This is a genomic window from Streptomyces sp. NPDC097129 (genome assembly GCF_055668065.1).
In genome coordinates this window covers 801,831-828,216 of sequence record NZ_JBVOQE010000002.1, presented here as the reverse complement: position 1 = coordinate 828,216, position 26,386 = coordinate 801,831, and the positions used below count along the sequence as shown (strand labels likewise).

19 protein-coding genes and 1 pseudogene are annotated in these 26,386 nt (G+C 73.6%); 13 read left to right on the top strand and 7 right to left on the bottom strand.

Annotation, left to right across the window (positions count from 1 at the left end; all coding sequences use genetic code 11):
• Positions 1-35: 35 nt before the first annotated feature.
• The 3 genes from AC0B9F_RS09425 (at position 36) to AC0B9F_RS09415 (ending at position 3,274) form a co-directional block, all read left to right on the top strand.
• On the top strand, positions 36-992 hold the full coding sequence (locus AC0B9F_RS09425) for an ABC transporter substrate-binding protein (protein ID WP_472000376.1): 957 nt from the start codon (positions 36-38) through the stop codon (positions 990-992).
• A gap of 302 nt (positions 993-1,294) precedes the next feature.
• On the top strand, positions 1,295-1,948 hold the full coding sequence (locus AC0B9F_RS09420) for a ScbR family autoregulator-binding transcription factor (RefSeq protein ID WP_472000373.1): 654 nt from the start codon (positions 1,295-1,297) through the stop codon (positions 1,946-1,948).
• A 144-nt stretch (positions 1,949-2,092) separates the two neighbouring features.
• The gene (locus AC0B9F_RS09415; RefSeq protein ID WP_472000371.1) at positions 2,093-3,274 is read left to right on the top strand and encodes a damage-control phosphatase ARMT1 family protein; all 1,182 of its coding nucleotides are present in this window, start codon (positions 2,093-2,095) and stop codon (positions 3,272-3,274) included.
• An 85-nt stretch (positions 3,275-3,359) separates the two neighbouring features.
• On the opposite strand, the gene AC0B9F_RS09410 is transcribed toward AC0B9F_RS09415, so the two are convergent.
• The gene (locus tag AC0B9F_RS09410; RefSeq protein ID WP_472000368.1) at positions 3,360-4,622 is read right to left on the bottom strand and encodes a cytochrome P450; all 1,263 of its coding nucleotides are present in this window, start codon (positions 4,620-4,622) and stop codon (positions 3,360-3,362) included.
• 236 nt (positions 4,623-4,858) lie between these two features.
• Between AC0B9F_RS09410 and cyc2 the strand changes: the two genes are divergently transcribed.
• On the top strand, positions 4,859-7,030 hold the full coding sequence (gene cyc2 / locus AC0B9F_RS09405; RefSeq protein WP_472000366.1) for a germacradienol/geosmin synthase Cyc2: 2,172 nt from the start codon (positions 4,859-4,861) through the stop codon (positions 7,028-7,030).
• Between the two features lie 479 nt (positions 7,031-7,509).
• Complete coding sequence (locus AC0B9F_RS09400) at positions 7,510-8,100, top strand: PDZ domain-containing protein (RefSeq protein ID WP_472000363.1); 591 nt, start codon at positions 7,510-7,512, stop codon at positions 8,098-8,100.
• On the opposite strand, the gene AC0B9F_RS09395 is transcribed toward AC0B9F_RS09400, so the two are convergent.
• The gene (locus AC0B9F_RS09395; protein WP_472000360.1) at positions 8,093-8,848 is read right to left on the bottom strand and encodes a metallophosphoesterase; all 756 of its coding nucleotides are present in this window, start codon (positions 8,846-8,848) and stop codon (positions 8,093-8,095) included. The two genes, AC0B9F_RS09400 and AC0B9F_RS09395, sit on opposite strands and share 8 nt — an antisense overlap.
• Positions 8,849-9,058: 210 nt before the next feature.
• Here AC0B9F_RS09395 and AC0B9F_RS09390 point away from each other — a divergent pair, with 210 nt between their 5' ends.
• Entirely contained in the window at positions 9,059-10,186 is a 1,128-nt protein-coding gene (locus tag AC0B9F_RS09390; protein WP_472000357.1) for a M24 family metallopeptidase, read from the top strand.
• Positions 10,187-10,238: 52 nt separating this feature from the next.
• The gene (locus AC0B9F_RS09385) at positions 10,239-11,165 is read left to right on the top strand and encodes an aminoglycoside phosphotransferase family protein (protein ID WP_472000355.1); all 927 of its coding nucleotides are present in this window, start codon (positions 10,239-10,241) and stop codon (positions 11,163-11,165) included.
• A 125-nt stretch (positions 11,166-11,290) separates the two neighbouring features.
• On the opposite strand, the gene treZ is transcribed toward AC0B9F_RS09385, so the two are convergent.
• Positions 11,291-13,036, bottom strand: a complete 1,746-nt coding sequence (gene treZ / locus AC0B9F_RS09380; protein ID WP_472000353.1) for a malto-oligosyltrehalose trehalohydrolase — start codon at positions 13,034-13,036, stop codon at positions 11,291-11,293.
• A gap of 185 nt (positions 13,037-13,221) precedes the next feature.
• Between treZ and AC0B9F_RS09375 the strand changes: the two genes are divergently transcribed.
• The 3 genes and pseudogenes from AC0B9F_RS09375 to AC0B9F_RS09365 all read left to right on the top strand — a co-directional run bounded on the left by AC0B9F_RS09375 (position 13,222) and on the right by AC0B9F_RS09365 (position 15,657).
• Complete coding sequence (locus AC0B9F_RS09375; protein ID WP_472000351.1) at positions 13,222-13,773, top strand: FHA domain-containing protein; 552 nt, start codon at positions 13,222-13,224, stop codon at positions 13,771-13,773.
• Positions 13,774-13,928: 155 nt separating this feature from the next.
• A pseudogene (locus tag AC0B9F_RS09370) lies at positions 13,929-15,253 on the top strand (M14 family zinc carboxypeptidase).
• Positions 15,250-15,657 (top strand): SSI family serine proteinase inhibitor, encoded by a 408-nt coding sequence (locus tag AC0B9F_RS09365; RefSeq protein ID WP_472000348.1) that lies wholly within the window; start codon positions 15,250-15,252, stop codon positions 15,655-15,657. Before AC0B9F_RS09370 ends, AC0B9F_RS09365 begins: the two are co-directional and overlap by 4 nt.
• Positions 15,658-15,829: 172 nt before the next feature.
• Here AC0B9F_RS09365 and AC0B9F_RS09360 read toward each other — a convergent pair whose 3' ends face one another.
• The 3 genes from AC0B9F_RS09360 to glgX all read right to left on the bottom strand — a co-directional run bounded on the left by AC0B9F_RS09360 (position 15,830) and on the right by glgX (position 21,777).
• Complete coding sequence (locus AC0B9F_RS09360; RefSeq protein ID WP_472000345.1) at positions 15,830-17,080, bottom strand: M14 family zinc carboxypeptidase; 1,251 nt, start codon at positions 17,078-17,080, stop codon at positions 15,830-15,832.
• 107 nt (positions 17,081-17,187) lie between these two features.
• Positions 17,188-19,539 carry a malto-oligosyltrehalose synthase gene (gene treY / locus AC0B9F_RS09355; RefSeq protein WP_472000343.1) on the bottom strand — a complete coding sequence of 784 codons (2,352 nt, stop codon included), beginning with the start codon at positions 19,537-19,539 and terminating at the stop codon, positions 17,188-17,190.
• 126 nt (positions 19,540-19,665) lie between these two features.
• Entirely contained in the window at positions 19,666-21,777 is a 2,112-nt protein-coding gene (gene glgX / locus AC0B9F_RS09350) for a glycogen debranching protein GlgX (RefSeq protein WP_472000341.1), read from the bottom strand.
• A 440-nt stretch (positions 21,778-22,217) separates the two neighbouring features.
• Between glgX and AC0B9F_RS09345 the strand changes: the two genes are divergently transcribed.
• Positions 22,218-23,456 carry an SAV2148 family HEPN domain-containing protein gene (locus tag AC0B9F_RS09345; protein ID WP_472000339.1) on the top strand — a complete coding sequence of 413 codons (1,239 nt, stop codon included), beginning with the start codon at positions 22,218-22,220 and terminating at the stop codon, positions 23,454-23,456.
• A gap of 107 nt (positions 23,457-23,563) precedes the next feature.
• Positions 23,564-24,286, top strand: a complete 723-nt coding sequence (locus AC0B9F_RS09340) for an exonuclease domain-containing protein (protein WP_472000338.1) — start codon at positions 23,564-23,566, stop codon at positions 24,284-24,286.
• A gap of 72 nt (positions 24,287-24,358) precedes the next feature.
• Here AC0B9F_RS09340 and AC0B9F_RS09335 read toward each other — a convergent pair whose 3' ends face one another.
• Positions 24,359-25,306, bottom strand: a complete 948-nt coding sequence (locus AC0B9F_RS09335) for a DMT family transporter (RefSeq protein ID WP_472000336.1) — start codon at positions 25,304-25,306, stop codon at positions 24,359-24,361.
• A gap of 94 nt (positions 25,307-25,400) precedes the next feature.
• On the opposite strand from AC0B9F_RS09335, the gene AC0B9F_RS09330 reads away from it, so the two are divergent.
• The gene (locus tag AC0B9F_RS09330; protein WP_472000334.1) at positions 25,401-26,336 is read left to right on the top strand and encodes a LysR family transcriptional regulator; all 936 of its coding nucleotides are present in this window, start codon (positions 25,401-25,403) and stop codon (positions 26,334-26,336) included.
• Positions 26,337-26,386 lie beyond the last annotated feature (50 nt).

The window sequence follows — 26,386 nt, the reverse complement described above, 5'->3', positions numbered from 1 at the left end:
TTGACGGGGGAGAAGTGGCTGGATTGGATCAGTGGGTGACTACTACCGCCCAGCGCAGCAGGCCCCGCAGGACCCTCCACGGCGTCGCCGCCGTCGTGCTCGCCGCGACGACGGCGGTGCTGGCAGGCTGTTCCTCCGGCAGCAAGGGCGACAACCCGCTCGCGGAGAACGACTCCGACGGCAAGACGGTGGTCGTCGGCTCCAACAACTTCCCCGAGTCCACGCTGCTCGCCGACATCTACGGCGAGGCCCTGCGGGCCAAGGGCGTCAAGGTCACCTACAAGCCCAACATCGGCACCCGTGAGACGACCTACGGCCTGATCAAGAACGGCTCCCTCACCGTCCTGCCCGAGTACAACGGCGCGCTGCTCGCCTACCTCGACCGCAAGGCCACCCCGAAGACGGCCGAGGAGACCACCCGTGCCATCGCGGCCAAGCTCGACCCGGAGCTGACGCTGCTGCAGCCCTCGCCCGCCGAGGACAAGGACGCGCTGGTCGTCAACGCCGAGACGGCGGCGAAGCACCACCTGACGCCCTCCTCGACCATCGCCGACCTCAAGGACGTCGCCGGCGACCTGGTCATCGGCGCCTCGCCGGAGTTCCAGAAGCGGCAGGAGGGCCTGGAGGGCCTGAAGTCGGTGTACGGCCTGGAGTTCAAGTCGTTCAAGGCGCTCGACGCGGGCGGCCCGCTGACCCAGGCGGCGCTGAAGCAGAACAACGTCCAGGTCGCGGACCTCTTCTCCACCGACCCCACGGTCCAGAAGGAGAAGTTCGTCGTCCTGCAGGACCCGAAGAACCTCTTCGGCTTCCAGAACGTGCAGCCCCTCGTCTACAAGAAGGGCCTGCCGCAGCCGGGCGCCGACGCGCTGAACGCCGTCTCCGCCAAGCTGGACACGAAGACGCTGCTGGTCCTGGACGCCCAGGTGCAGCTGGACAAGAAGGACCCGCTGGACGTGGCGCAGGCGTGGCTGAAGTCGGTCGGGCTGGGCTGAGCGGCCGCAAAACAGACCGCCCGTCCCGTACTTCCGTCCCCTCTCGGCCGCAAGACGAGGGGCCGTCAGATCGCGGCCACCGCGTCCGTGAGGGTGCCGGTCGCTCGGCGCCCGGCACGGAATACCCGGTCAGCAGGGGAAGTTGGGGGGCTCCGGTCCTTGCGCCCGGCGCGGGGGCCGCGGTTGCCGTGCGCTGTGTGGGCCCTGTGGGCCCCGGTGAACGGTGAGCTAGCATGTACGGGGAGTGAGTAAAACAGACGGCATGGTCCGTTCTTTCCCGTCCCCCCAGGAGTGACCCGTCGATGCCGAGGCAGTTACGCGCCGAACAGACCCGCGCGACGATCCTCACCGCCGCCGCCGACCTGTTCGACCGGCACGGGTACGAATCGACCAGCCTCAGCGACATCGTCGAGCACGCCAAGGTCACCAAAGGCGCCCTCTACTTCCACTTCGCCGCCAAGGAGGACCTGGCCCACGCCATCCTGGAGATCCAGTCCGAGGCCGCCCGCAAGGTCGCCGGCGAGGTCGACGGCCGGGGGTATCCGTCCCTTGAAGCCCTGATGCGCATCACCTTCGGCTTCGCCCGGCTGTCCCTGGAGGGCCCGATCGCCCGGGCCGGCCTCCGGCTCGCCACCGGATCCGTCCCCGTCCGGCCCCCACTGCGCCACCCCTTCACCGAGTGGCGCGAGCTGGTCTCCCGGCGGCTGCGCGGCGCGATCCGCGAGTCCGACCTGCACCCGGACGTCGACATCGACGCCGTCACCCACTCCCTGGTCTCCTTCTTCGTCGGCACCCGTGTCGTCGGCCGCTCCCTGGAGCCCGTCACCCGGCTGCCCCGCCGGATGGCCGAGATGTGGCACCTGCTCATCCGCGGCCTGGTGCCGGTGCCGCGCCGCCCGCGTTACCTGACGCTCGTCTCCCGCCTGGAGCGCGAGACCGCCGCGGCCACCGTCTGACGCCGGCCTCCCGGCGGAGGCGACACGCCGCCGCGGCCACCGTCTGACGCCGGCTCCCGCCTGGAGCGCGAGGCCACCGGCGCCCGGCGTCACGGTGAGCGGCGCGTACGCCCCGGCCGCAGAGCCGGGGGTACGGTGAACGGCATGCCCGACACCCCGCGGCCCCCCGAGCTGCGCGCCGACGAGCCCGGCTCCTTCCCGCACAGCGTGCTCGCCGAACGGCACCCCGCGATCATCCGGCAGGTCCGCGACTCCTTCCCGTACGGCCCGGACCTGCACGCCGCCCTCGACGCGCTGCTCGCCCAGTGCGCGGACGGCGTGATCGAACCGCTCCCGGCCCACGCCCCGGACCGTGACCGCTGGCTGGCCTGGGGGCTCGGCACGTACACCGGCCGGTCCTGGTTCGACGTGCCGTGGCTGTGGTCGGAGAGCTACTTCTACCGCCTGCTGCTGGAGACCGTCGGCTACTTCGACGACGGCCCCTGGCGCGGCATCGACCCCTTCCGGCCCGCCAAACGGGCCGAACTCGACGCCCCCGAGACCGACGACGAACTCGCCGCGCTCGACCGGCTCGAAGGCCGCGCCCCCGGAGAACAGGCCACCGCACTGCTGCACGGCTCCCTGTGGGGCAACCGCGCCGACCTGAGCTTCCGCCTCCAGACGGCCACCGGTGCCGCCCGGAACACCGCCCCGGCCCTGCTCGCCGACGACAGCGCTGCCCTGTGGACGCTGCTCCCGCCCGGCCGTGCGGACGGCACCCTGTGCCTCGTCGCCGACAACGCCGGCCGCGAACTCGTCCCGGATCTGCTGCTCATCTCCCACCTGCTCGCCCACGGCCACGTCGCCCGGGTGCTGCTGCACGTCAAACCGCACCCGTACTACGTCTCCGACGCCACCACAGCCGACGTCGTCGACGCCCTGCGCCGGCTCACCGCCGCCCCGGGCGCGGCCGGAGAGCACGGGCGGAGACTGTGGCAGGCCATGACCGACGGCACCCTCGCCTTGCGCGCCCACCCGTTCTCCGCCGGCCCGCTGCCGTACGCGGGCATGCCCGACGACCTGCGCGCCGAGTTCGCCGCCTGCACCCTGACCGTGCTCAAGGGCGACCTCAACTACCGCCGCCTGGTCGGCGACCGGAGCTGGCCCGCCACCACCCCGTTCGCCGAGGTCACCGCCTACTTCCCGAGCCCGGTCGCGGCACTGCGCACCCTGAAGTCGGACGTCGTCACCGGCCTCGACGCCGCAACGCTGGCCGCGCTCGACTCCGCCGAGGGGGAGGGGTGGCGGACCAGCGGCACACATGCGCTGATCCAGGTCCGGCAGTGACCCGCGGGCAGTGATACCGGAGTGGCGGGCGGTGGGCGGCGGGCGGTGGTGCCGGGTGGCGATCGGTGGCTGGCTGCGGGGGCGCTCAACCGACCTGCACCGGCAGCTCCTTGATGCCGTTGATGAAGTTCGACACCAGCCGCTTCGGCGGCCCCGCCGTGCGCAGCGACGGCAGCGTCCGCACCACCTCGCCGTACAGCACCCGCAGTTGCAGCCGCGCGAAGTGCGCGCCCAGGCACACATGCGGGCCGTCCCCGAACGACACGTGCGGATTCGGGGAGCGCGCCAGGTCCAGCCGGTCGGGTTCGGCGAAGACCCGCTCGTCGCGGTTGGCGGAGGCGTGGAAGACGACCACCTTCTCGCCCGCCCGGATGCGCCGCCCGGCCAGCTCCGTGTCCCGCAGCGCGGTACGGCGGAACGTGAGCACGGGCGGGTGCCGGCGCAGCAACTCGTCCACCGCCGTGGCCGGTCCGGTCTTCCGCGTGCGCAGCGCCTCGTACTGCTGCGGGTGCTCGGCGAGTGCCAGCAGGCCGCCGGGGGCCGCGCTGCGCACGGTGTCGTTGCCGGCGACCGTCAGCAGGAAGAAGAACATCTCCAGCTCTGGCCCGGTGAGTTCCGCGTCGTGGGCGAGGGCCGTCATGATGTCGTCGGCCGGACGGCGGCGCTTGTACGCGGCGAGCTGCTGGGCGTACGCGAACATGTCCCGCAGCATCGCGGGCGAGCGCGGGTTCACGGGGCGGCCCGCCGCGTCCCGCACCGACGGGCCCGCCTCGTCGGGGTCCTGGTAGCCGATGACCCGCTGCGTCCAGTGCAGCAGCAGCCCGCGGTCGCTCTCCGGCACGCCCAGCAGATCGGTGAGGTTGAGCAGCGCGTAGTCGTCGGTGACCGCCGCCACCAGGTCCACGGTGCCGCCGGAGGCGCGGGCCCCGGTCAGCGCCCGGCCGAGCAACTCCCGGGCCCGGTCCCGGGCGACGTCCGTGAAGCGTTCGACGCGGCCCGGGGTGAACGCCCGGCTGACCAGGCGGCGCAGCCTGCCGTGCCCGGGCGGGTCCTGGTTGAGCATCATGCGCCGGATGAACGGCAGGTCCTCCGGGTCGGGGTCGCGGATCTGGGTGGCGCCCAGGTGGGACGAGTACGTCGTCGCGTCCTTGAGCACCCGCACCACGTCCGCGTGCCGGGTCACCGCCCAGAACCCCGGTCCCGCGGGCCAGCCCAGCACCTCCGTCTCGGCCTGCCAGGCCACCGGGTGGTGGTCGCGCAGCACGCGGTAGGCGGCGTACGGCACGCCGTCGGCGTACTGCCGGGGGTCGAAGACGTCGGGAACGGGCGGCGCGGCGGGAGCGGTCATGCGCCCGCGCTCCCGCCGTGCACGGCGCATGTCTTGGGGGCGCCGCAGAGCAGCTGGTGGGGGAGTGTCGACCTCGTCATGCGTCCACGGTGCGCGCAAGCCCGGACGGCGTCCAGGGGGTGTGAGGTGGCAACTCCAGGCCCGCTTCGGGCGTGTTCGGGTCGTAGTTCACGCGATGGTGTGATCATGTCCGCCCCTCCGGATGCGCTCCGGCGGTCCTGGGTAGGGCCCCGGCCATGACGCAGCCGTTCGAACTCCCGCACTTCTACATGCCGTATCCCGCGCGGCTCAACCCGCATCTGGAGGAGGCCCGCGTCCACTCCACGCAGTGGGCGCGCGACATGGGCATGCTGGAGGGGTCCGGGATCTGGGAACAGTCCGACCTCGAAGCGCACGACTACGGGCTGCTCTGCGCCTACACCCACCCCGACTGCGACGGGCCCGCCCTGTCGCTGATCACCGACTGGTACGTGTGGGTGTTCTTCTTCGACGACCACTTCCTGGACATGTTCAAGCGCACCCAGGACCGCGCCGCCGGCAAGGCCCACCTCGACCGGCTGCCGCTGTTCATGCCGCTGGACCCCGCCACGCAGGTGCCGGAGCCGCAGAACCCGGTGGAGGCCGGGCTGAAGGACCTGTGGCAGCGCACCGTGCCGTCCATGTCGGTCGGCTGGCGGCGCCGCTTCTCCGTCGCCACCGAGCACCTGCTCAACGAGTCGATGTGGGAGCTGTCCAACATCAACGAGGGCCGCATCGCCAACCCGGTCGAGTACATCGAGATGCGCCGCAAGGTGGGCGGCGCGCCCTGGTCGGCGGGGCTCGTGGAGTACGCCACGGCCGAGGTCCCGGCGTCGGTGGCGCTCTCGCGGCCGCTGCGGGTCCTGATGGAGACCTTCTCCGACGCCGTGCACCTGCGCAACGACCTCTTCTCCTACCAGCGCGAGGTGGAGGACGAGGGGGAGAACAGCAACGGTGTGCTCGTGCTGGAGACCTTCTTCGGCTGCAGCACCCAGGAGGCCGCCGAGACCGTCAACGACATCCTCACCTCGCGGCTGCACCAGTTCGAGCACACCGCGCTCACCGAGGTGCCCGCGCTGGCCCTGGAACACGGGCTCACCCCCGCCGAGGCCGCGGCCGTCGCCGCCTACACCAAGGGGCTGCAGGACTGGCAGTCCGGCGGCCACGAGTGGCACCTGCGCTCCAGCCGCTACATGAACAAGGGCGCCCGGTCCGGCTCGCCGTGGGAGGCGCTCACCGGACGCGGCACCTCCGCCGCCGATGTGGGCGCGCTGCTCGCCTCGGCCGCCCAGGACCGGCTGCGCGCCTACCGGAACGTGCCCTTCCAGAAGGTCGGTCCGTCCCGCATCCCGGATCTGTACATGCCCTTCCCGCTCGCACTCAGCCCGCACCTGGACGGCTCCCGCGTGCGCCTGGCCGACTGGTGCCGGTCGATGGGCATCCTGCAGGAAGGCGTCTGGGACGAGGACAAACTCCGCGCCTACGACCTGCCCCTGTGCTCGGCCGGCATCGACCCCGACGCCACGCCCGAGGCCCTCGACCTCAGCTCCTGCTGGCTCGCCTTCGGCACCTACGGCGACGACTACTACCCGCTGGTCCACGGCCACCGCCGCGATCTGGCCGCCGCCCGCCTCACCACGGCCCGGTTGTCCGCGTGCATGCCCGTCGACGGGGAGGAACCGCTCGTCCCGGCCAACGCCATGGAACGGGCCCTGATCGACCTGTGGACGCGCACCACGGCGGGGATGACACCCGAGCAGCGGCGCACCCTGAAGGCGTCCGTCGAGGTGATGACCGAGAGCTGGGTGTGGGAGCTGTCCAACCAGCTGCAGAACCGGATCCCCGACCCCGTCGACTACCTGGAGATGCGCCGCCAGACCTTCGGCTCCGACCTCACCCTCAGCCTGTGCCGCATGGGGTACGGCCCCGCCGTGCCGCCGGAGGTGTACGCCAGCGGGCCGGTGCGCTCCCTGGAGAACGCCGCCATCGACTACGCCTGCCTGCTCAACGACGTCTTCTCCTACCAGAAGGAGATCGAGTACGAGGGGGAGATCCACAACGCGATCCTCGTCGTCCAGAACTTCTTCGGCTGTGACTATCCGCAGGCGCTCGGCGTGGTCCACGACCTGATGACCCAGCGCATGGAGCAGTTCGAGCACGTGGCCGCGCACGAACTGCCCGTGCTGTACGACGACCTCGCCCTGTCCGCCGAAGCCCGCGCGGCCGTGCACGGCTATGTCACCGACCTGCAGAACTGGATGGCCGGCATCCTCAACTGGCACCGCTGCGTGGACCGCTACAAGGCCGAATGGCTGGCCCGCCGCGCCCACGGCTTCGTACCGGACCGTGCGCCGGCCGTGCCCGCCGTGCCCGCGCTGACGCTCGGCTGACGGCGCGCGCGGGCGTGCCGGCGGCCGCCTGCTCCGGAGGGGTGTCCTGCGGCGCGGTGTACAGGTGCCCCGGTATGCCCAGCACAGGCACCGCCCTCGGAGCCGGCGTGCAGCACGCAGCCGCCGGCGCACACGAAGTGCCCATTGGCCCGTCGCCCCCACGTGCGGCTGGGCGACCTCGCCGGCGCCCGCTGGCTGGACGCCCCGGCCACGGCCTGACCCTGCTGCCCCGCACGGCGGCCGGTTCCGTGCCCGGGGCGGTCGCCGTGCCGGTGAGCGGCCCCCGGCTCGTGCACCGGACGGAACTGCTGTACGCGGGCGCGCCCCGGAGCGCGGCGGCGGCTCTGGCGGACGCCCTCGGGGGCGGCCGTGAGCAACGGGAACCGGAGGCCGGGCGCCGTTGACGGCCGGTCAGTCTCACTCTTTCGTGGCACGTTCCTCGCCGGTGCGCCGGGTAGATCACCGGTCGGAGGCGAACCATGGAACACACCGCGTTGCGTCCCAAGCCGATGCCGGGCCGTGACCCCGGCGGTGCCCGCCCCGAGGGGCAGCCCCGGCGTCCGCACGCCGCGCATCGCCGCGGCCGACGGCTCACCGCCTGGCTGTTCGGCCTGCTCGCCGGAACCGTCCTGGTTCTGACCGGCGTCGGGCTCGGCACCGTCGGCGCCACCGTGATCGGCCTGAGCCACCTCGCCGGCCTGCAAGGACACACCCCGCCGCCGGGACCCGCCCACTCCACGGGCAAAGCCCCTTCGCACGGTGCCACGAGCCCGGCCCCCACGCCCGCCGGACCCCTTGGCCCCACGCGCGCGTCACTCGGTGTGGAGGTCATGGACGGGGAGAAGGCGGGCGCTCTCGTCGTCGGCGTGCACGTCCCCGGCCCCGGCTACACGGCCGGCCTGGTCCGCGGCGACGTCGTCCTCGCCGTGGGACAGAGCCGCGTCGATACCGCCGCCGACCTGGGGCGGGCCATGGCCGGGGCGCGTCCGGGCGCGCCGGTCGTGCTGACGGTGCGGCACCACAGCGGCGGCTACCAGCAGTTGACCGCCGTACCGGCCATCGTCACGTGACCACCCGGAAGTGGGTGGTGAGCCGCCCGGTGTCGTCCAGCACATGGAAGGCCAGTCCCACCGGGGCGTCCCGGTCGGCCACCTGCCCGCCCTCCCAGGGCAGCCGCAGCGTCCACGTCACGCCCGGCCCGACGACCAGCGGCCGCCCCCCGAACGTGGTGGCGGCCGGCGAGTGCGCGTGCCCGGTCACGAGGCCGGCGATCTCGGGCCGCCGCTCCATCAGGGCGGCCAGCGCCTGCGGCTCGCCCAGCTGGTAGGAGTCGGGCAGGGGGTGGTGCAGCGCCACGGGCGGGTGGTGGAAGGCGAGCAGCACCGGAAGGCGCCCGCCGAGTTCGTCGAGCGTCGCCTCGACCCAGTCGTACGTCGCCGCCTCCAGCGCTCCGTCGTCCCGCCCCGGAATGCTGGAGTCGCACATCAGTACGGCGCCCCCGGCGAAGACGCGCACGCTGTTGACCGGTTCGCCGGACGCCGGCAGGCCCAGCAGGGCCTTGCGGTAGGCGGCGCGGTGGTCGTGGTTGCCGGGGCAGGTGAGCACCGGGACGGGTGCCGAGCCGTCGCGCAGACCCAGGAGACGGGCCGCCTCCTCGTACTCCTCCTCCGCCCCGTGGTCCGCGATGTCCCCGGTGACCAGCAGGGCGTCCACCCGGCCCGGCAGCTCCCGCAGCCGGTCGCGCACCTGCTCGGCGCGGCGCGTGGCCCGGTCGGTGCCGTCGAGATGCAGATCGCTGATGTGTGCGAGTACCAGCACGGCCGTACGCCCTCCCTCCGTGAGATCTGACGATGTCCGGGCATCGAAGCAGGGGAGACGGCGGTGGGCAATGGGTCGCCGTTGGTCACGGGTGGGGAAACCGGCTCGCGTGGCCACGGCGGGGCAGGCAGGATGCTGGCAGGCGGGACTGATCCTTTCCGGGACTCCGGGCAGGGACCCTCCAGACCTTTCGTCAGACAGGAGAGGCCGATGACCGGCACCGCGCCCGCACCGTTCGGCGCCGACGACTACCGGGCCCGGATGGAGCGCGCCGGGCGGGCCGCCGCCGACGCGGGCCTCGCCGGACTGCTCGTCGCGCCGGGCCCCGACCTGGTGTGGCTCACCGGCTACGCGCCCACCGCCGTCACCGAACGCCTCACCCTGCTGGTCCTCGCCCCCGGCCGCGATCCCGTCCTCGTCGTCCCCACCCTGGAGGCCCCGGACGCCGCCCACGCGGCCGGCGCCCCCGCCCTGACCCTGCACGACTGGACCGACGGCACCGACCCCTACGCCGCCACCGCCGGCCTCCTCGGCTCCGGCGGCCGGTTCGGCATCAGCGACAACACCTGGGCGCTGCACCTGCTCGGCCTGCAAGGCGCCCTGCCCGGCAGCTCCTACGCCGCCCTCACGGACGCCCTGCCGATGCTGCGCGCCGTCAAGGACGCCGCCGAACTGGAACTCCTCGCCGCCGCGGGCGCCGCCGCCGACGCGGCCTTCGAGGAGATCCGCACGGTCGCCTTCGCCGGCCGCCGGGAACGGGAGGTCGGCGCCGACCTCGCCGATCTGCTGCGCCGGTTCGGCCACTCCCAGGTCGACTTCACCATCGTCGGCTCCGGACCCAACGGCGCCAACCCGCACCACGAGGTCGGCGACCGCGTCATCGAGCGCGGCGACATGGTCGTCCTCGACTTCGGCGGCCTGAAAGACGGCTACGGCTCGGACACCACCCGCACCGTCCACGTCGGCGAACCCACCGACGAGGAACGCCGGGTGCACGACATCGTGCGCGCCGCCCAGGAGGCCGGATGCGCCGCCGTGCGCCCCGGCGTCGCCTGCCAGGAGGTCGACCGGGCCGCCCGCCAGGTCATCGAGGACGCCGGATACGGGAAGTACTTCATCCACCGCACCGGCCACGGCATCGGCGTCACCACGCACGAACCGCCCTACATGATCGAGGGCGAGGAGCAGCCGCTCGTGCCCGGCATGTGCTTCTCCGTGGAGCCCGGCATCTACCTGCCCGGCCGGTTCGGGGTGCGCATCGAGGACATCGTCACCGTCACCGAGGACGGCGGCCGGCGGCTCAACAACACCACCCGCGAGATGGTCATAGTGGACTGAAGGCGACACTGGTACCACCCTCACCCATCGGACGAGTGACGACGGCGCGACCATGACCCAGGCACCGACACCCACCGCGGACACCGTCCGCGCACTGGTCCGCACCCTGCTGAAGGAAGCGGGGAGCGACCCGGCCGGAATCGACGTCCGGCCCGTCGCCGAGGGCGGCGGGCACCGCACATGGTGGGTCGGCACCCGCCACGTGCTGCGCCTCGCCCCCGACCGTGACGCCGCCCTCCGGCTCCGCCGTGAACTGCGGCTGCGGGATCTGGTCCGCCCGCACCTGCCCGTCGCCGTGCCCACCAGCGTCTCCCACGGCGAGTGGAGCCCCGGCCTGACCTGCACCCTCGACACCGCGGTGCCGGGCGGTACGGCCGAGGAGCACGACGTCTCCGCCATCGGCGAGGCCGACCTCGCCGGGTTCCTCACCGGGATGCGCGCGGTGCCCGCCCGGCAGGCCGAGACGCTCGGCGTGCCGCGCGCCGCCCCGCGTTCGCTGGAGGCGCTGCGCCGGATGGCCGTACCCGCCGCCCGGACCCTGGCCACCGCCGAGGAGTTCGACCCCGCGCGCCTGGCGCAGCTCACCCCGCCCGGCGCGGCCCAGCTCGCCGCCCAGCCGGGCACCGCCGTCCTCGTCCACCACAACCTCCGGGGCGAGCACCTCGTCGTCAGCCCGGACGGCCGGGTGCGCGGCGTCCTGGACTGGACCGGCGCCGTCCTCGGCGACCCGGCCGAGGACATCGCCGGCCTCGCGCTCGCCGTCGGCTCCGGCGCCGCCGTCCGCGCCGCGACCCTCGCCGGTTATGGCGCCCGGCCCTGCCTGCGCGGCCTGTGGCTGGCCCGCTGCGACACGGTCATCCGCCTCGCCGAACGCCTCGAGGGCCGCGACCACGGCCCCCTGGAACTCCTCCAGACCCAGTTGCAGCGGGCCTGGGAGGCGATCCTGCTGGAGCGTGTGACGGAGCTGCGGGAGGAGTAGGGGCAGTGGCCGGCCCCAGAGCCCGAAGGCCCCGATAGCCCGAGGGCCCGAGCCCGAGAGGCCGAAGCCCCCGCAACCCGATAGCCGATAAGCGCGAGAGGCCGCGTAAACGCTTGCGCAAGCGTTTACGGCTGCTCCAGCACCACGCTCGACTCCCCGGGAAGGTGCAGCACCCCCCTGTCGTCCGGGCCGTCCACCGGCTCCCACGCGGCGAGGATCCGCGCCGGGTGCGTGCCCAGGGGGATCGCCGCCGGTTCCTTGCCGAGGTTCACCGCCACGCGGACGTCGCCGCGCCGGAAGGCCAGCCAGCGGGCGTCCTCGTCGTAGGCCACCTTCGTGTCGGCGAGGTCCGGGTCGGTGAGGTCGGGGTGGGTGTGCCGCAGGGCGATCAGCTGCCGGTACCAGTCCAGCACGCGCGCGTGCGGCTCCCGCTCCCGCTCGGCCCAGTCCAGGCAGGACCGGTCGCGGGTCGCCGGGTCCTGCGGGTCGGGCACGTCCTCCTCGGCCCAGCCGTGCGCCGCGAACTCCCGCCGCCTGCCGCGCCGTACCGCCTCCGCCAGCTCCGGATCGGTGTGGTCGGTGAAGAACTGCCAGGGCGTGGACGCGCCCCACTCCTCGCCCATGAACAGCATCGGTGTGAACGGCGCGGTGAGGACGAGTGTGGCGGCGCAGGCCAGCAGGCCGGGGGAGAGGGCGGCCGACAGCCGGTCGCCCTGGGCGCGGTTGCCGACCTGGTCGTGGGTCTGGCTGTAGCCCAGCAGCCGGTGCGCGGCCGTCCGGGACCGGTCCAGGGGGCGCCCGTGGGAGCGTCCGCGGAAGGAGGAGTACGTGCCGTCGTGGAAGTAGCCGCCGCCCAGCGTCTTGGCGAGCGCGGCGTACGGGGCGCGCGCGAAGTCGGCGTAGTAGCCCTGCGCCTCACCGGTCAGCGCGGTGTGCAGGGCATGGTGGAAGTCGTCGTTCCATTGCGCCCGCAGCCCGAGGCCGTGCTCCTCGCGCGGGGTGATCAGCCGGGGATCGTTCAGGTCGGACTCGGCGATCAGGAACAGCGGGCGGCCGGTCTCCGCGGCCAGCGCGTCCACGGCCTCCGTCAGTTCCTCCAGGAAGTGGTACGCGCGCGTGTCGATCAGCGCGTGCACGGCGTCCAGCCGCAGCCCGTCCAGGTGGTAGTCCCGCAGCCACGCCAGCGCGCTGCCCACCAGGTAGGCGCGCACCTCGTCCGAGCCGGGAGCGTCCAGGTTCACCGCGGCGCCCCACGGGGTCTGGTGCGTGTCGGTGAGGTAGGGGCCGAAGGCGGGGAGATGGTTGCCGGACGGCCCGAAGTGGTTGTGCACCACGTCGAGTACGACCCCGAGGCCCAGCTCGTGCGCCCGGTCGACGAACCGCTTCAGCGCCTCCGGGCCGCCGTACGGCTCGTGCACGGCCCATAGGGAGACACCCTCGTACCCCCAGCCGTGCCGCCCCGGGAACGGGCACAGCGGCATCAACTCGACGTGGGTGACGCCCAGTTCCGCGAGGTGATCGAGCCGCTCGGCGGCCGCGTCCAGCGTGCCCTCGGGCGTGTACGTGCCCACGTGCAGCTCGTACAGGACCGCGCCCGGCAGCGCCCGGCCCGGCCAGGGCGTGCGCCACGTGTACCGCCCGTGGTCGACGACCGCGCTCAGCCCGTCCGGCCCGTCCGGCTGCCGTCGCGAGCGCGGGTCGGGCAGCACCGGACCGTCGCCCAGCGTGAAGCCGTACCGGGAGCCCTCGTGCGCCTCGGCCTCGCCGGTCCACCACCCCGCTCGTTCCGGATCGCGTCCCATCGCGCGCGTGGCGCCGTCGCACATCAGCGTCACACGATCGGCCTGTGGTGCCCACACCTCGAACTGCACGGACGGTTCCCCTTCGTCTGCTCACCGTGATGTAGCCCGTCCATGGTGCGTCACACCCGCTCAATCCGCTTCCGGATCCTCCCTTTTGCGGGGTGTCGCCCCGGGAGTGCCGAGCGGCACGCGCGCGTGACGGCCGATGTCCCGTTTTCTGGACACCCTGTGCCCGCTGACCGACAATCACATGCGTGACGTCGTCCTTCGAGTTCCCCACGTACCCCGCGCGGCTGTCCGACGCGGAGCGCGACCACGCGCTGCAGGTGCTGCGCGACGGCGTCGCCCTGGGCCGGCTGTCACAGGACACCTTCGTGCGCCGCATGGAACTGGCGCTGGCCGCCCGGCACGCCGACGAGCTCGCCGCGCTCACCGCCGACCTGCCCCAGGACGGCCGTCTCTCCCGCGCCGTGTTCGGCGCCGTCGAGGCCGTCTCCGGTTTCACCGTACGGCTGCGCAGGGCCTGGCAGGCCGAGCGGCTGCCCAAGCTGCTGCTGCCGCACCCCGGCGCGGGCCACCCGCTGCGCATCGGCCGCGACCCCGCGAGCGGCCTGCGGCTCAACCACGAGACGGTCTCCCGGGTGCACGCCGAGCTGCGGCGCCAGGGCGGCATGTGGGTGCTGCGCGACCTCGGCTCGACCAACGGCACGACGGTCAACGGCCGCCGGGTCGTTGGCGCGGCGGTGGTGCGCGAGGGCGACCTGGTGGCGTTCGGGCAGATGGCGTTCCGGCTCTCCGGACAGTGAGCGCGGGCCTGCGTACCCCGCAAGTGGGCCCGCGGACCGTGATGTTGACGTACCCGTGAAGCCGTGACTGACTGTGCGTACACCATGGACACCAGGTGAACCGTCGGTCCCCCACGGGGAGGTGTGCCCTTCCGCCGCTCCTGCGCTGCCCGGGCGTGGACGAGCCGGCCGCCCGCGCCGCCGCGCCGGCCGCCCGCCGCCCTCGGGACGTCCGGCTGCGCCAGGTCGGCACCTCCCGCGCGGGCGAGCCGCTGTGGCTGCTCTCCGTCGGCCACGGCAGCCGGCAGGCCCTCGTGGTCGCCGGACCGCACGCCAACGAGCCCGCCGGCGGTGCCAGCGCACTCCGCCTCGCCGAACGCGCGCTCGCTGACCCCGGTCCGACCGAGGGCGCGGACGCCACCTGGAACCTGCTGCTGTGCCTCGACCCGGACGGGCTGCGTCGCAACGAGGGCTGGCTGTGCGGACCGTACACGCTCGGCCGCTACTTCCGGCGCTTCTTCCGCCCCGGCTTCCTGGAGCAGCCCGAGTGGCTGCCGGACGGCGCGCGGGCCGCCGCGCTGCCGGAGACGCGGGCGCTGCTCGGCCTCCAGGACGAGCTGAAACCTTTCTTCCAGGCGTCCCTGCACGGCGTCGACGTCGGCGGCGGCTTCGTCTAGGTGACCCACGACCTGCCCGGACTCGACCGGCGGGTCGCCCACACCGCGGCCCGCCTCGGCGTCCCCCGTGAACTCGGCCCCTACGGACACCCTGTACTGGCCGAGCCTCGGCCCGGCCGTCTACCGCATCCCGCCGCCCCGCCCGAGCGGCCTGGCCGGCGCGATCACCGAGGCGGCCGTGCAGTCGACCTGGTTCCACCCCTACCGGTACGGAACCGTCACCGCGATCGTCGAGGCGCCCATGTGGGGCGTGCCCGCCGTCGAGGACGGCTCCGTGCCCGCCGACGCCGACGCGGCGCTGCGCGCGGTCAGCGCCACGCTGCGCCGCGAGACGCGGCTCCTGGAGAGCCTCCTCGCCCGCATCCGGCCGCACGTCACGGGAACGGCGGACGCGGCGCGGCTTGCTCGCCCCCGTCGACGACCACCTGCTCGTCTGTCCCGGCCTGGCCGACGCCTGGGACCCCGGCACGGCCGTCCCCGACCGCCCTCTGCCGCCGCTGAGCACCGCACACCTGACCGCCCTGCGGATCGCCGGGCGGCGGCTGGTCCTGCGCACCGCCGGGCTGCTGCACCGGCTCGTCGCCGAGAGTGGACGCGACCCGGCGGACGTCCTGCCCGAGCTGGACCGCTTCATCGACACCGGCTGCGCCGACTACCGCGACGACTGCGGCGCGCGCTGGATCCCGGTCTCGCGCCAGGGGGAGTACCAGGCCGGCGTGGTGCTCGCCGCGTTCGAGCCGGCCGCCGAACACGCGTCCGCGCGTTCCCGTTCGGGTGAGCGGCGCTGGTGTTCGGGCCGCGCCGTGCCGATGCACCGGGAATGACGTATCTGACACGATCAGCGGTGGCCGGTCTCCTCACGGCGGCCGCCGTCCTGACCGCGACCGCCCCCGCCAGCGCCCTGCGGACGCGGCACGGCGACTGGCTCGAGATCACCGTCAGCCGCGGCGAGGACCGGGCCGGTGACGCCCGGCGCGTCCTGCTGCGGTGCGACCCGCCCCAGGGCCACCCGCGCGCGGCGGAGGCCTGCGCGCAGCTGGCCACCGTGGACGGCGACATCGGCGCCTTCCCGGCGGCGAAGGGCGCCATCTGCAGCATGATCTACGCCCCGGTGACCGCCGAGGCCCACGGCCGCTGGCACGGCCGCCCGGTCGCCTACCGGCGGACCTTCGCCAACCGCTGCGAGATGCGGGCACGGACGGGGGCGGTGTTCGCGGTCGACAGGTGACGGGGGCAAACCGAGCCGGACAGCGGCAAGCCGTTCAGCAGCCGGCGACGGGGGATGGGGGCCGACAAGTGGCCCCGGTGGCCAGGTGACGGCGCGACGCACCCGGCACGTCCGCACGCGCGTGCGGGTGCGCGTGCGGGTGCGCGGCGGTCCCTCAGTCCTCAGTCAGTCCTCAGTCCGCCTGTTCGCGGGCCTGCTGGGCCGCTGTGACGACCGTGCGGGACTGGTGTTCCACCTGGTCGCGCAGCGGGACCCAGCGGGCGTGGAAGCGGCGGGCGAAGTTCTCGCTCCAGTACGCCACGAGCCGCTCCAGACGCGGTGCTGCGGGGTCGTCGCCCTCACGCAGCACCCGCAGCAGCATCGCCGCCGCCCGCAGCGGCAGCCGCCGCGCGAACGCGTCCACGCTGCCGACGTACGCCATCGTCGTGTCGGCCGGCGAGGTGCGCACCCAGTCCTCGGCGAGGCCCGGCACCAGGGTCAGCGTCCACCGGACGGCCCGCAGCAGCGCGCCGTCCGGGCCGGCCAGCCGCGGCTGCGCCTCGTCGAGCACCTCCTCCACCAGCAGCGCGTCACCGCGCAGCCGGTGCGCGAGCCGGCCCAGCGCGGCGGCCGGGGCCGGGTGCGGCGCCGGATCACCGACCAGGTCGCTCGCCCACATCGGCACCTCGACGATCGCGGTCAGTCCGCCGTACCGGTGCGCGTGGTACCAGGTGCTGTGCCGGGCGTCGTCCGGCATGCTCGGGTAGGCCGCGCCGGCCCCCGGAGCGGGCATCACGTGCACGCCCGGCCCCGAGGCGGGCCAGCCCGCCGCGTCGGAGGCGCCCGCCTCCACCGGTATGTGCAGCTCGGCCGCGGATTTCGCGAACGGCTCGGCGAGCCCGGGGATGTCCTTCGTCAGCTGCACCCAGGTGCCGCCGAGGTCGGTTCCGTGCAGCGTGACCTGCACATAGGGGCGCACCTCGTCGATCACCGCCGTCAGCGCGCGGGTCTCGGGCGGCAGGCGGTCCGGCGGCAGCACGGACGGGGACCACTCGGGCTGCTCGTCTCCGGCGGGCCGGAAGAAGCCGAGGTGGTAGTCGAACAGGCTGCGCGGCGCCGGGGTGACGTGCAGGCTCGCCCCGTCGGGGTCCGCGCACAGCAGGAAGTGCCAGGAGACGCCGTCGCGCAGGGATCTGTCCTGCGCGACCCGTTCGGCCAGGAGGCGCAGGGTGGCGCCGCCGGTCGGCTCGTTGGCGTGGGCGCCCGCGACGACGAGCACGGCGCGCCGGGCGTGGCCCACGGACAGCAGGTGCAGCGGCCGGCCCGCCCGGGAGACGCCCACCTGGCGCAGTGCGCACAGGCCGGGCCGCTCCGCGGCCAGCGCCCGCGCGGACGCCTCCAGTTCGGGAACACTGGGGTAGCGCAGCTCCGGCAGGAGACTCACCCCCGACTCGTCGTCCCGGCCTCGCTCTCGCAGTACCCCACGGACGCGTGCCCCTGTCAAGGATCCGGGAGCGCCCGTGGTACGGCCGTGACAGCGGCCTCACCCCATCACTCCCGGACCCGCTCCAGCAGCGCCACCGGCAGTGGCCCGAGCAGCTCCGCCACGCGCGCGTGCCCCTCGTACGCCCGCTCCGGATCCAGCGCGTCCACCCACCGTCCCGGCGGCAGCGCCAGCACCGTCTCCCGCCAGCCGCCGGCCTGCGCCAGCCGCAGCGACAGCCGGGTCACGGCCGTGATCACCTGCCCGGAGCGGACGAACGCCACACAGTGGTCCGCCGCCGGCCCGTCGGCGGGCAGCGCCTCGTACGTCGCCGACGTGCCGAAGACCTCCGGCCGCCGCCTGCGCAGCCGCAGCGCGGCCGCGGTCACCGCGCCCTTGACGCCCGGATCCGCCGGCGGGAACGACGCCGGCCGCCGGTTGTCGGGGTCCACCAGGGCCCGGTACTCCGCCTCGGTGCCCTGGTAGACGTCCGGCACGCCCGGCATCGTCAGCTGGACCAGGGCGGTGCCCAGCACGTTGGCCCGGATGTGCTCCGCCAGCTCCGCGCGGAACGCGGCGACCCGCTCGCCCGGCACCCCGCACGGCCCCGCCGTCACGAACGCCGCCACGGCCTCCTCGTACGGCGGTTCCTGCTCCGTCCAGCTCGTGTACAGGCCCGCCTCCCGCACGTGCTTCAGCAGCGCCTCCCGCACCCGCCCCGGGTCGTCCGGGCCGAGCCCGAACACCGTCTGCCAGGCCGCCCACGCCAGCTGCCCGTCCGGTACGCCCTCCTCCACGCGCGTGACGTCGGCGAGCAGCTCCGCCCAGCGCTCCGGGCACTCGGTGAGCACGGCGAGGGCCGCGCGGACGTCGGCGCTGCGCTTGGTGTCGTGCGTGGAGACCACCGTGCCCGTGGCGGGCCAGTCGCGCTGCACGCGCGCGCAGTAGCCGTGGAAGTCCCGCGGGGACACCGCCGGGGCGCCCGGTTCACCGCCGACCTCGGTCGCCGACAGCAGCGGCACGTACCGGTAGAACGCCGTGTCCTCCACCGACTTGGCGCGCAGCGCGGACGCCGTCTGCGCGAACCGGGTGCGCAGCTCCACCTGGTCGGGTCCGTCGCCGTACCGTCCGAGCAGCAGGTCCCGCACGGTGTCGACCGCGCCCGCCTCCTCGGGCACGAGGAACGCCTGCCGGGCCTGCGCGGCCGCCTCCTCGGTGATCACCTGTGCCGCGTCGTCGGCGGTGTACGGCCGGTACACCTCCAGCCGCACCAGCAGCTCCTGCAGCGCCGTGCGCAGCGCCCACGGGGCGCGGTCGCGCAGCGCCGGGTCGGGCGAGCCGGCGCACACGCGGTGCGCGACCCGGGTGAGCCGGTCGACCTCGGTGGCCAGCTCGTGCGTGAGGACGCCATACGCGGCCCGGCGGGCCGTCGCCGCCCAGTCGCCGCCCCGGTCGGTCTGCGGGGCCGCGAACCGCCGGTAGGCGGCCGTGAGGTCCGCGGCGCCCGCCGGGTCCGTGAACAGGCCGTCGATGTGCCGCAGGGCGTCGTAGCCGGTGGTGCCCGCGACGGGCCAGGCCGACGGCAGGTGCTCGCCGTCGGCGAGGATCTTCTCCACGACCGTCCAGCGGCCCCCGCTCGCCTCGTGCAGCCGCCGCAGGTAGGCGCCGGGGCCGGCGAGTCCGTCCGGGTGGTCGACGCGCAGCCCGTCGAGGACGCCCTCGTCGAGCAGCTGGACGATCTTGCCGTGGGTGGCGTCGAAGACGTCCGGGTCCTCCACGCGTACGCCGATCAGCTCGGAGATGCTGAAGAAGCGCCGGTAGTTCAGTTCGGTGCGGGCCAGCCGCCACCACACCGGGCGGTACCACTGGGCGTCCAGCAGCTGCGGCAGCGGCAGGTCCTCGGTGCCCTCGCGGAGCGGGAAGAGGTGGTCGTGGTAGCGCAGCAGGCCGCCGTCGACGCGCAGGTCGCCGATCACGTCACCCAGCGGGCCGCCCAGCACGGGCAGCAGCAGCTGCCCGCCCTGCGCCTCCCAGTCGATGTCGAACCAGCGCGCGTACGGCGACTTCGGCCCCTCCCTGAGGACCTCCCACAGGGCGCGGTTGTGGCGCGGGGCCATGGCCATGTGGTTCGGCACGATGTCCGCGATCAGGCCGAGGCCGTGCTCGCGGGCGGTGCGGGCGAGGGCGCGCAGCCCCTCCTCGCCGCCCAGCTCGTCGCGCACGCGCGCGTGGTCCACCACGTCGTAGCCGTGCGCCGAGCCGGGCACCGCCTGCAGCACCGGTGACAGATGCAGGTGGGAGACGCCGAGCGAGGCCAGGTACGGCACGGCTGCCGCGGCGGCGGCGAACGGGAACGCGGGCTGCAGCTGCAGCCGGTAGGTGGCCGTCGGCACGGGAGGGGCGTTTCGCTCGGGTGTCATGGAAACGTACGTACCCGCCCCGCCGCCTTTCGTGTCACCGTCTCCTCCACGTGTACGCGCGCGTGCACGTGCATGCACGCGCGCGTGCCAGACCCCGCGACGCCGGCGTGATCCAAACGGCAGGGCCTAGGTCGGCCGCCGCAGGACCGTCATGCTGCGGTCGACCAGGGTCAGCTTCTCGCCGGCCTGCACCCTCGGGCCCGTGTCCGGCGGGACGCCCTCGGGCAGGGCGGTGTCGACGACGACCTGCCACTGCCGGCCGTGGTCGACCGGCACCACGAAGTCCAGCGGCTTCGGCGAGGCGTTGAACAGCAGCAGGAACGAGTCGTCCGTGATGCGCTCCCCGCGCGGCCCCGGCTCCGAGATCGCGTTGCCGTTGAGGAACACCGCGAGCGCCGACGCCGGCGAGGACTCCCAGTCCCGCTGGGTCATCTCCCGGCCCTCGGGAGTGAACCAGGCGACGTCGGAGAGGTCGTCGTGGGTGCCCTCCACGGGCCGCCCGTGGAAGAAGCGGCGCCGCCGGAAGACCGGGTGGTCCCGGCGCAGCCACACCATCGCGCGCGTGAAGTCGAGCATCGGGTGCCCGCCGTCCTCGGGCCAGTGCACCCAGGACAGCTCGCTGTCCTGGCAGTACGCGTTGTTGTTGCCCTGCTGGGTGCGCGCGAACTCGTCCCCGTGACTGATCATGGGCACGCCCTGGGACAGCATCAGCGTGGCGATGAAGTTGCGCATCTGCCGCGCGCGCAGCCGCAGCACGTCCGCGTCGTCGGTCTCGCCCTCGACGCCGCAGTTCCAGGACCGGTTGTGGCTCTCGCCGTCCCGGTTGTCCTCGCCGTTGGCCTGGTTGTGCTTGTCGTTGTACGACACCATGTCGTGCAGGGTGAAGCCGTCGTGGCAGGTCACGAAGTTGATCGAGGCCAGCGGGCGGCGCCCGTCGTCCTGGTACAGGTCGGAGGACCCGGTCAGCCGGGAGGCGAACTCCGCCAGGGTGCGCGGCTCGCCCCGCCACAGGTCCCGCACGGTGTCGCGGTACATGCCGTTCCACTCGGTCCACAGCGGCGGGAAGTTCCCCACCTGGTAGCCGCCCTCGCCCACGTCCCACGGCTCGGCGATCAGCTTGACCTGGGAGACCACCGGGTCCTGCTGGACCAGGTCGAAGAACGACGACAGCCGGTCCACCTCGTGGAACTGCCGGGCCAGCGTCGCCGCGAGATCGAACCGGAACCCGTCGACGTGCATGTCCGTCACCCAGTAGCGCAGCGAGTCCATGATCAGCTGCAGTACGTGCGGGGACCGCATGAGCAGCGAGTTCCCGGTGCCGGTGGTGTCCATGTAGTAGCGCGGGTCGTCCGTGAGCCGGTAGTAGCGCGGGTTGTCGAGGCCCTTGAAGGACAGCGTCGGACCCAGGTGGTTGCCCTCGGCGGTGTGGTTGTAGACGACGTCGAGGATCACCTCGATCCCGGCCTCGTGCAACGCGCGCACGGCCGACTTGAACTCCAGCACCTGCTGCCCGCGGTCGCCCCAGGAGGCGTACGCGTTGTGCGGGGCGAAGAAGCCGATCGTGTTGTAGCCCCAGTAGTTGTTCAGCCCCATGTCGACCAGCCGGTGGTCGTTGACGAACTGGTGCACCGGCATCAGCTCCAGCGCGGTCACGCCCAGCTCCACCAGATGATCGATGATCACGGGGTGGGCGAGCGCCGCGTAGGTGCCGCGCAGCTCCTCCGGCAGCCCCGGGTGCCGCATGGTCAGCCCCTTGACGTGGGCCTCGTAGATCACCGTGTGGTGGTACTCGGTGCGCGGACGGCGGTCGTCGCCCCAGTCGAAGTACGGGTTGACCACCACCGACGTCATCGTGTGGGGCGCCGAGTCCAGGTCGTTGCGCTGGTCGGGGGCGTCGAAGTGGTAGCCGTACACCTCCTCGCCCCAGTTGATCGAGCCGCTGATCGCACGTGCGTACGGGTCCAGGAGCAGCTTCGCCGAGTTGCACCGCAGCCCGCGCTCGGGGGCGTACGGGCCGTGCGCCCGGTAGCCGTAACGCTGTCCGGGCATGACGCCCGGCACGTACGCGTGCCGCACGAACGCGTCGCTCTCGCGCAGCTCGATCGCCGTCTCCGAGCCGTCGTCGTGCAGTAGACACAGCTCTACTCGGTCCGCGGCCTCCGTGAAGACCGCGAAGTTCGTTCCGGCGCCGTCATAGGTGGCGCCGAGTGGATACGCTTCGCCAGGCCAGACCTGCATGGATACGACTCTTTCAGGTGTACGGCGCCTGTGGGAGCGCCTTGCTCGCGAGTCTCCCCGAAACTGCGGGAACCACCCGTGACGTACATCCCTTTTGCCGGAAGACCGGAGCGAAACGGCGATCTTGCGCCAAATGGTGCAGCCGGGGGTGGAGGGACCCCTGGGGCTGGAGGGGTGGTGGTTGCCGAAGGTGGCGGACGAAGCCTTCGGTGGAGCCTGCGGGCGCCGAAAAGGAACATGCGTCCGCATGTGACCGAGTGTCAGCGCGCGCTATGAATCCGCTCACTCCTGGTACCCCCGGCTGCCCGGAACGGCCCCGGGAATCGGCGCAGTTGAGAAGTGACCCTGCCCATCGGGCTGCACCGCCGGGCGCTCGCGGAGTACCCTTCCTTGATCGTTGAGAGCGGGGAGTGCTCGGGGGAGCGGAAGGCGGTGCGCGGGTGGGCTCGGGAGAGCTGGAGCTACCCCCTGGCGACGAGGGTCGTGAGGGGAACTCCGCAGAGGTCCCGCCCGGAGCGGTGTCACTGGCCAGGCCCATGCAGACGGGCGCCATCGGACCGGAACTGGACTGGGACGCCGACGCCTGGCGCGAGGTGCGCACCCGCGCCCAGCGGGCCGGCCGGGCCTACATCTGGCTGAACCTCGTCGAGCAGCGGCTGCGCTCCGTCGTGGCCGCCGTGCTGCGGCCCGTCTACGAGCCCGTCCACGGCGACGACTGGGTGGTCGCCGCCGCCGGACCCGCCGGACAGGAGTGGGTGCAGCGCGCGGCAGCCGTCCGCGAGGTCAGCCGCCGCAAGGGCTATCTGCTGGACCCGGCCGACGACAACGTCATCAGCTTCCTCACGCTGCCTCAGCTGCGGGAGCTGATGGTGCAGCACTGGCCGTGCTTCGAGCCGTACTTCGACGACCGCCGCGACGTCGAGCTCGCCCTGGACGAGCTGGAGGTGACCCGCAACGTCGTCTCCCGCAACCGCGCCCTGTCCGAGGCGGTCCTCGGCCAGGCCGAGCGGGCGTCCGCGCGGCTGCTGGAGATGCTCGGCACGAGCGGCGACGTGCCCTCCGCGCGCCGGCTGCCCGTCGACGCGGTCGAGGACCTCGTCGGCGACCGGTACGCGGACGTCGTCGCCGTGCACCCGGACCGGGTGCGGCTGATGCGCCAGTTCCCGGCCGAGGACATCTTCGGCCGGGCCCGCCGCCTCGACGCCATCGGCATCGGCCTCAACCTGCTCGTGCAGAACTTCTCCGGCCGCCGCCTGGTGCGCCTGGCCGAGGCCGGCGCCCGCATCCGGCTGCTGTTCCTGAACCCGGCCTCCAGCTCCGTCAAGCGGCGCGAGCGCGAACTGGGCATGAAGCGGGGCGAGCTGAGCCGCTCGGTCGAGATGAACATCCTGCACATGCGCCGGGTCCGCGCCCGGCTGCGCGACCCCGGCGCCTTCGAGATCCAGGTCTACGACGACACCCCGCGCTTCACCGCCTACCTCGTCGACGGCGACGGCGCGGACGGCGTCGCCGTCGTGCAGTCCTATCTGCGGCGGGCCCGGGGGATGGAGGCGCCGGTGCTGGTGCTGCGCGGAGGCAACCGGGTGGTGAAGTCGGACGGCGTCGAGGACGGCGGGCTGTTCTCCACCTATCGCGAGGAGTTCGAGATGGCTTGGGCGGATTCGCGGCCGGTGTCCTGAAGTGTCCCTCGGCTGGGGCCGGGTGAACCGGCCGCCGGACGATTGTCAGTGGGCCGTGCGATGGTGGAGGCCACTGGGGGACAGCACCACCTAGAAGGGGGGCCGCCATGGCCTGGCACCGCGAGCTGCTCATCGGCTTCGACCTGGAGACCACCGGCACGGATCCGTGTGAGGCGCGCATCGTCACCGGCGCCGTGATCGAGGTCAGGGCCGGGCAGGTGCTGGGGCGCCGGGAATGGCTGGCGGACCCCGGCGTGCAGATCCCGCCGGACGCGGTGGCGGTGCACGGCATCAGCAACGAGCGCGCGGCGGCCGAGGGCCGGCCTGCGGACCAGGTCGCCGACGCGATCGCGGACGTCCTCGCCGGTTACTGGAAGACGGGCGTCCCGGTGGTCGCCTACAACGCCGCCTTCGACCTCACCCTCCTCTCCGCCGAACTGCTGCGGCACGGCCTGCCGTCCCTGCGCGACCGGCTCGGCGGCCAGGACCCGGCCCCCGTCGTCGACCCGTACACCATCGACCGCTGGGCCGACCGCTACCGCCGCGGCAAGCGCAACCTCGAAGCCGTCTGCGCGGAGTACGGCGTCCCGCTGGACGCCGCGCACGACGCCTGTGCCGACGCCCTCGCCGCGGCCCGGCTGGCCGGCGCGATAGCCGACCGCCACCCCAAGATCGCGTCCCTGGGCCCGGCGGAGCTGCACCGCAGTCAGATCGAGTGGTACGCGCAGTGGGCGGCGGACTTCCAGGCCTTCCTGCGCCGCAAGGGGGAGGCGGACGCTGTCGTGGACGGCAGATGGCCGGTGCGGGAGGTGGCGGGGGAGCGGGTGTGACGCACCGCGGGGCTGGCGACCGGCCCTGCGCCAGAGCTGAGCGGACGACACCTTCCGCCCAGCGGCGTGCCGTCAGCTCCCGGTGAGCGTGGGAGCCCGCCGGGAGGCCGTACTGTCCGAGGGGTCGCCGGCCGTCGCGGCCGTCCTGCGGTGAGACCTCTCCACCGCCTGCCCCCAGTACGTCCCCGCGACCATCAGCGCCGCGCCCAATCCCGTGAGCGCCGTGAGGTGCTCGCCGCCGAGCGCGACGCCGACCACCGCGGCCCACACCGGCTCCGTGCCCAGCAGCAGGCTGGCCCGGCTGGCGGAGGTGCGCTGCACCGCCCAGGTCTGCGCCAGGAAGGCGAACACACTGCAGAACAGGGCGAGGTAGAGCAGCTGCGTCCAGGTGGCGGCCGGGGCGTGGACCAGGTCCGGCAGCCCGGCGGCGGTCGCGGGCAGGAACAGGGCCGTGCCGACGGCCGTCTGCACCGCCGTGAGATGCAGCGGGCGCACGGCCCGGCGGACGGTGAGCCGGCCGACCAGGGCCACGTGGACCGCCCGCACCCCGGCGGCCGCCAGCATCAGCAGGTCGCCGAGACGCAGGGCGTGGAAGCCGTTGCCGGACATCAGGAGCCCGACGGCGAGCACGCACACGCCGGCGGCGGCGTAGAAGGAGCCGGGCAGCCCGCCCGGGTGACCGGAGCGGTCGAGAAGGGGGGTGAGGACGATGGTCAGGCTGATGATCAGCCCCGCGTTGGCGGCCGTGGTGTGGGCGACGCCGTAGGTCTCCACGATCAGGACCGCGGCCTGGGTGACGCCGAGCGGCAGCCCGGCACGCCACTCGTCGCGGCGCGGCCGCAGCGGCCCGCGACGGCCGGCGAGCAGACCGAGGCAGGCGACGAGGGAGAGGGCGTAACGAGCGAAGAGCACGGACAGGACGGGCAGCGCGGCCGTGGCCGTCTGGGCGGAGAGATAGCTGGAACCCCAGACGAGCGCGACCAGGAGGAGTACCGCATCGGTACGGCGGGCGTCGGACACCCGCCCACCGTGCACCGGCGACGACCCTGAAGCCCAGAACCACTTCCTTCAACGATCTTTTAGCAGCCCTACACCATGCCCCTACACTGCGGGAATGGACGAACGGCAGCTGCGGATCCTGCGCGAACTGGGGGAACTGGGCAGCGTCAGCGCGGTCGCCGAGGCGCTGCTGGTGACCCCGTCGGCGATCTCCCAGCAGCTCCGGCTGCTGCAGCGCACGATGCCGGTGCCGCTGACCGAGCGGCAGGGCCGGCGGCTCGTGCTCACCGACGCGGGGCAGGCGCTGGCGGCCGCGGCCGTCGACGTTCAGACGGCGCTGGCACGGGCCCGGCACGCCGTGGAGGACTTCGTGGGGGAGTCCGGCGGGGAGGTGTCGGTGGCCGCGTTCCACAGCGCCGGCTCGGCCTTCTTCCCGCTGCTGCTGCGCGCCCTCGCCGCCCCCGGCGGGCCGCGGCTCGCACTCGCCGACGAGGACGTGCCGCAGGAGGACTTCCCCCGGCTGACCCGTGTCTACGACCTGGTGCTCGCCCACCGCCTGGACCATGCCCCGCCCTGGCCGGGCACGGTCGCCGCGACCACGCTGCTGCGCGAGCCGCTCGACGTGGCGCTGCCCGCCGGGCACCCGCTCGCCGGCAAACGGCGGCTCACCCCGCTGGACGTGGCCGGCGAACCGTGGATCACGGTGCACGACGGGTTCCCGGTCATGGCGTCGATCGACGCGATCGCCGCGGCGGCCGGGCGCCGGCTGCACCTGGCGCACCGCATCAACGAGTTCGCGGTGGTCGCCGAGGCCGTCGCCGCCGGGGGCGGCATCGCGCTGATGCCCCGCTGGACCATGCGCCCCCATCCGGACCTGATCCTGCGGCCGCTCAGCGGCGTCCGGGCCCGCCGTCACATCGACGTGCTGTGCCGCCCGGAACGCACGGCGAGAGCGGCGGTCCGGACGGTCCTGACCGAACTTGGGCGCGCGGCACGGACCATCCGGGACCGCGATCTTGACGCGATGACGGCCCCTGAGGCTGTCCCGTGACCGCTGACCGCAAGTGGACGATCTCGGTGTGGCCCGCCTGATCCCGGCGC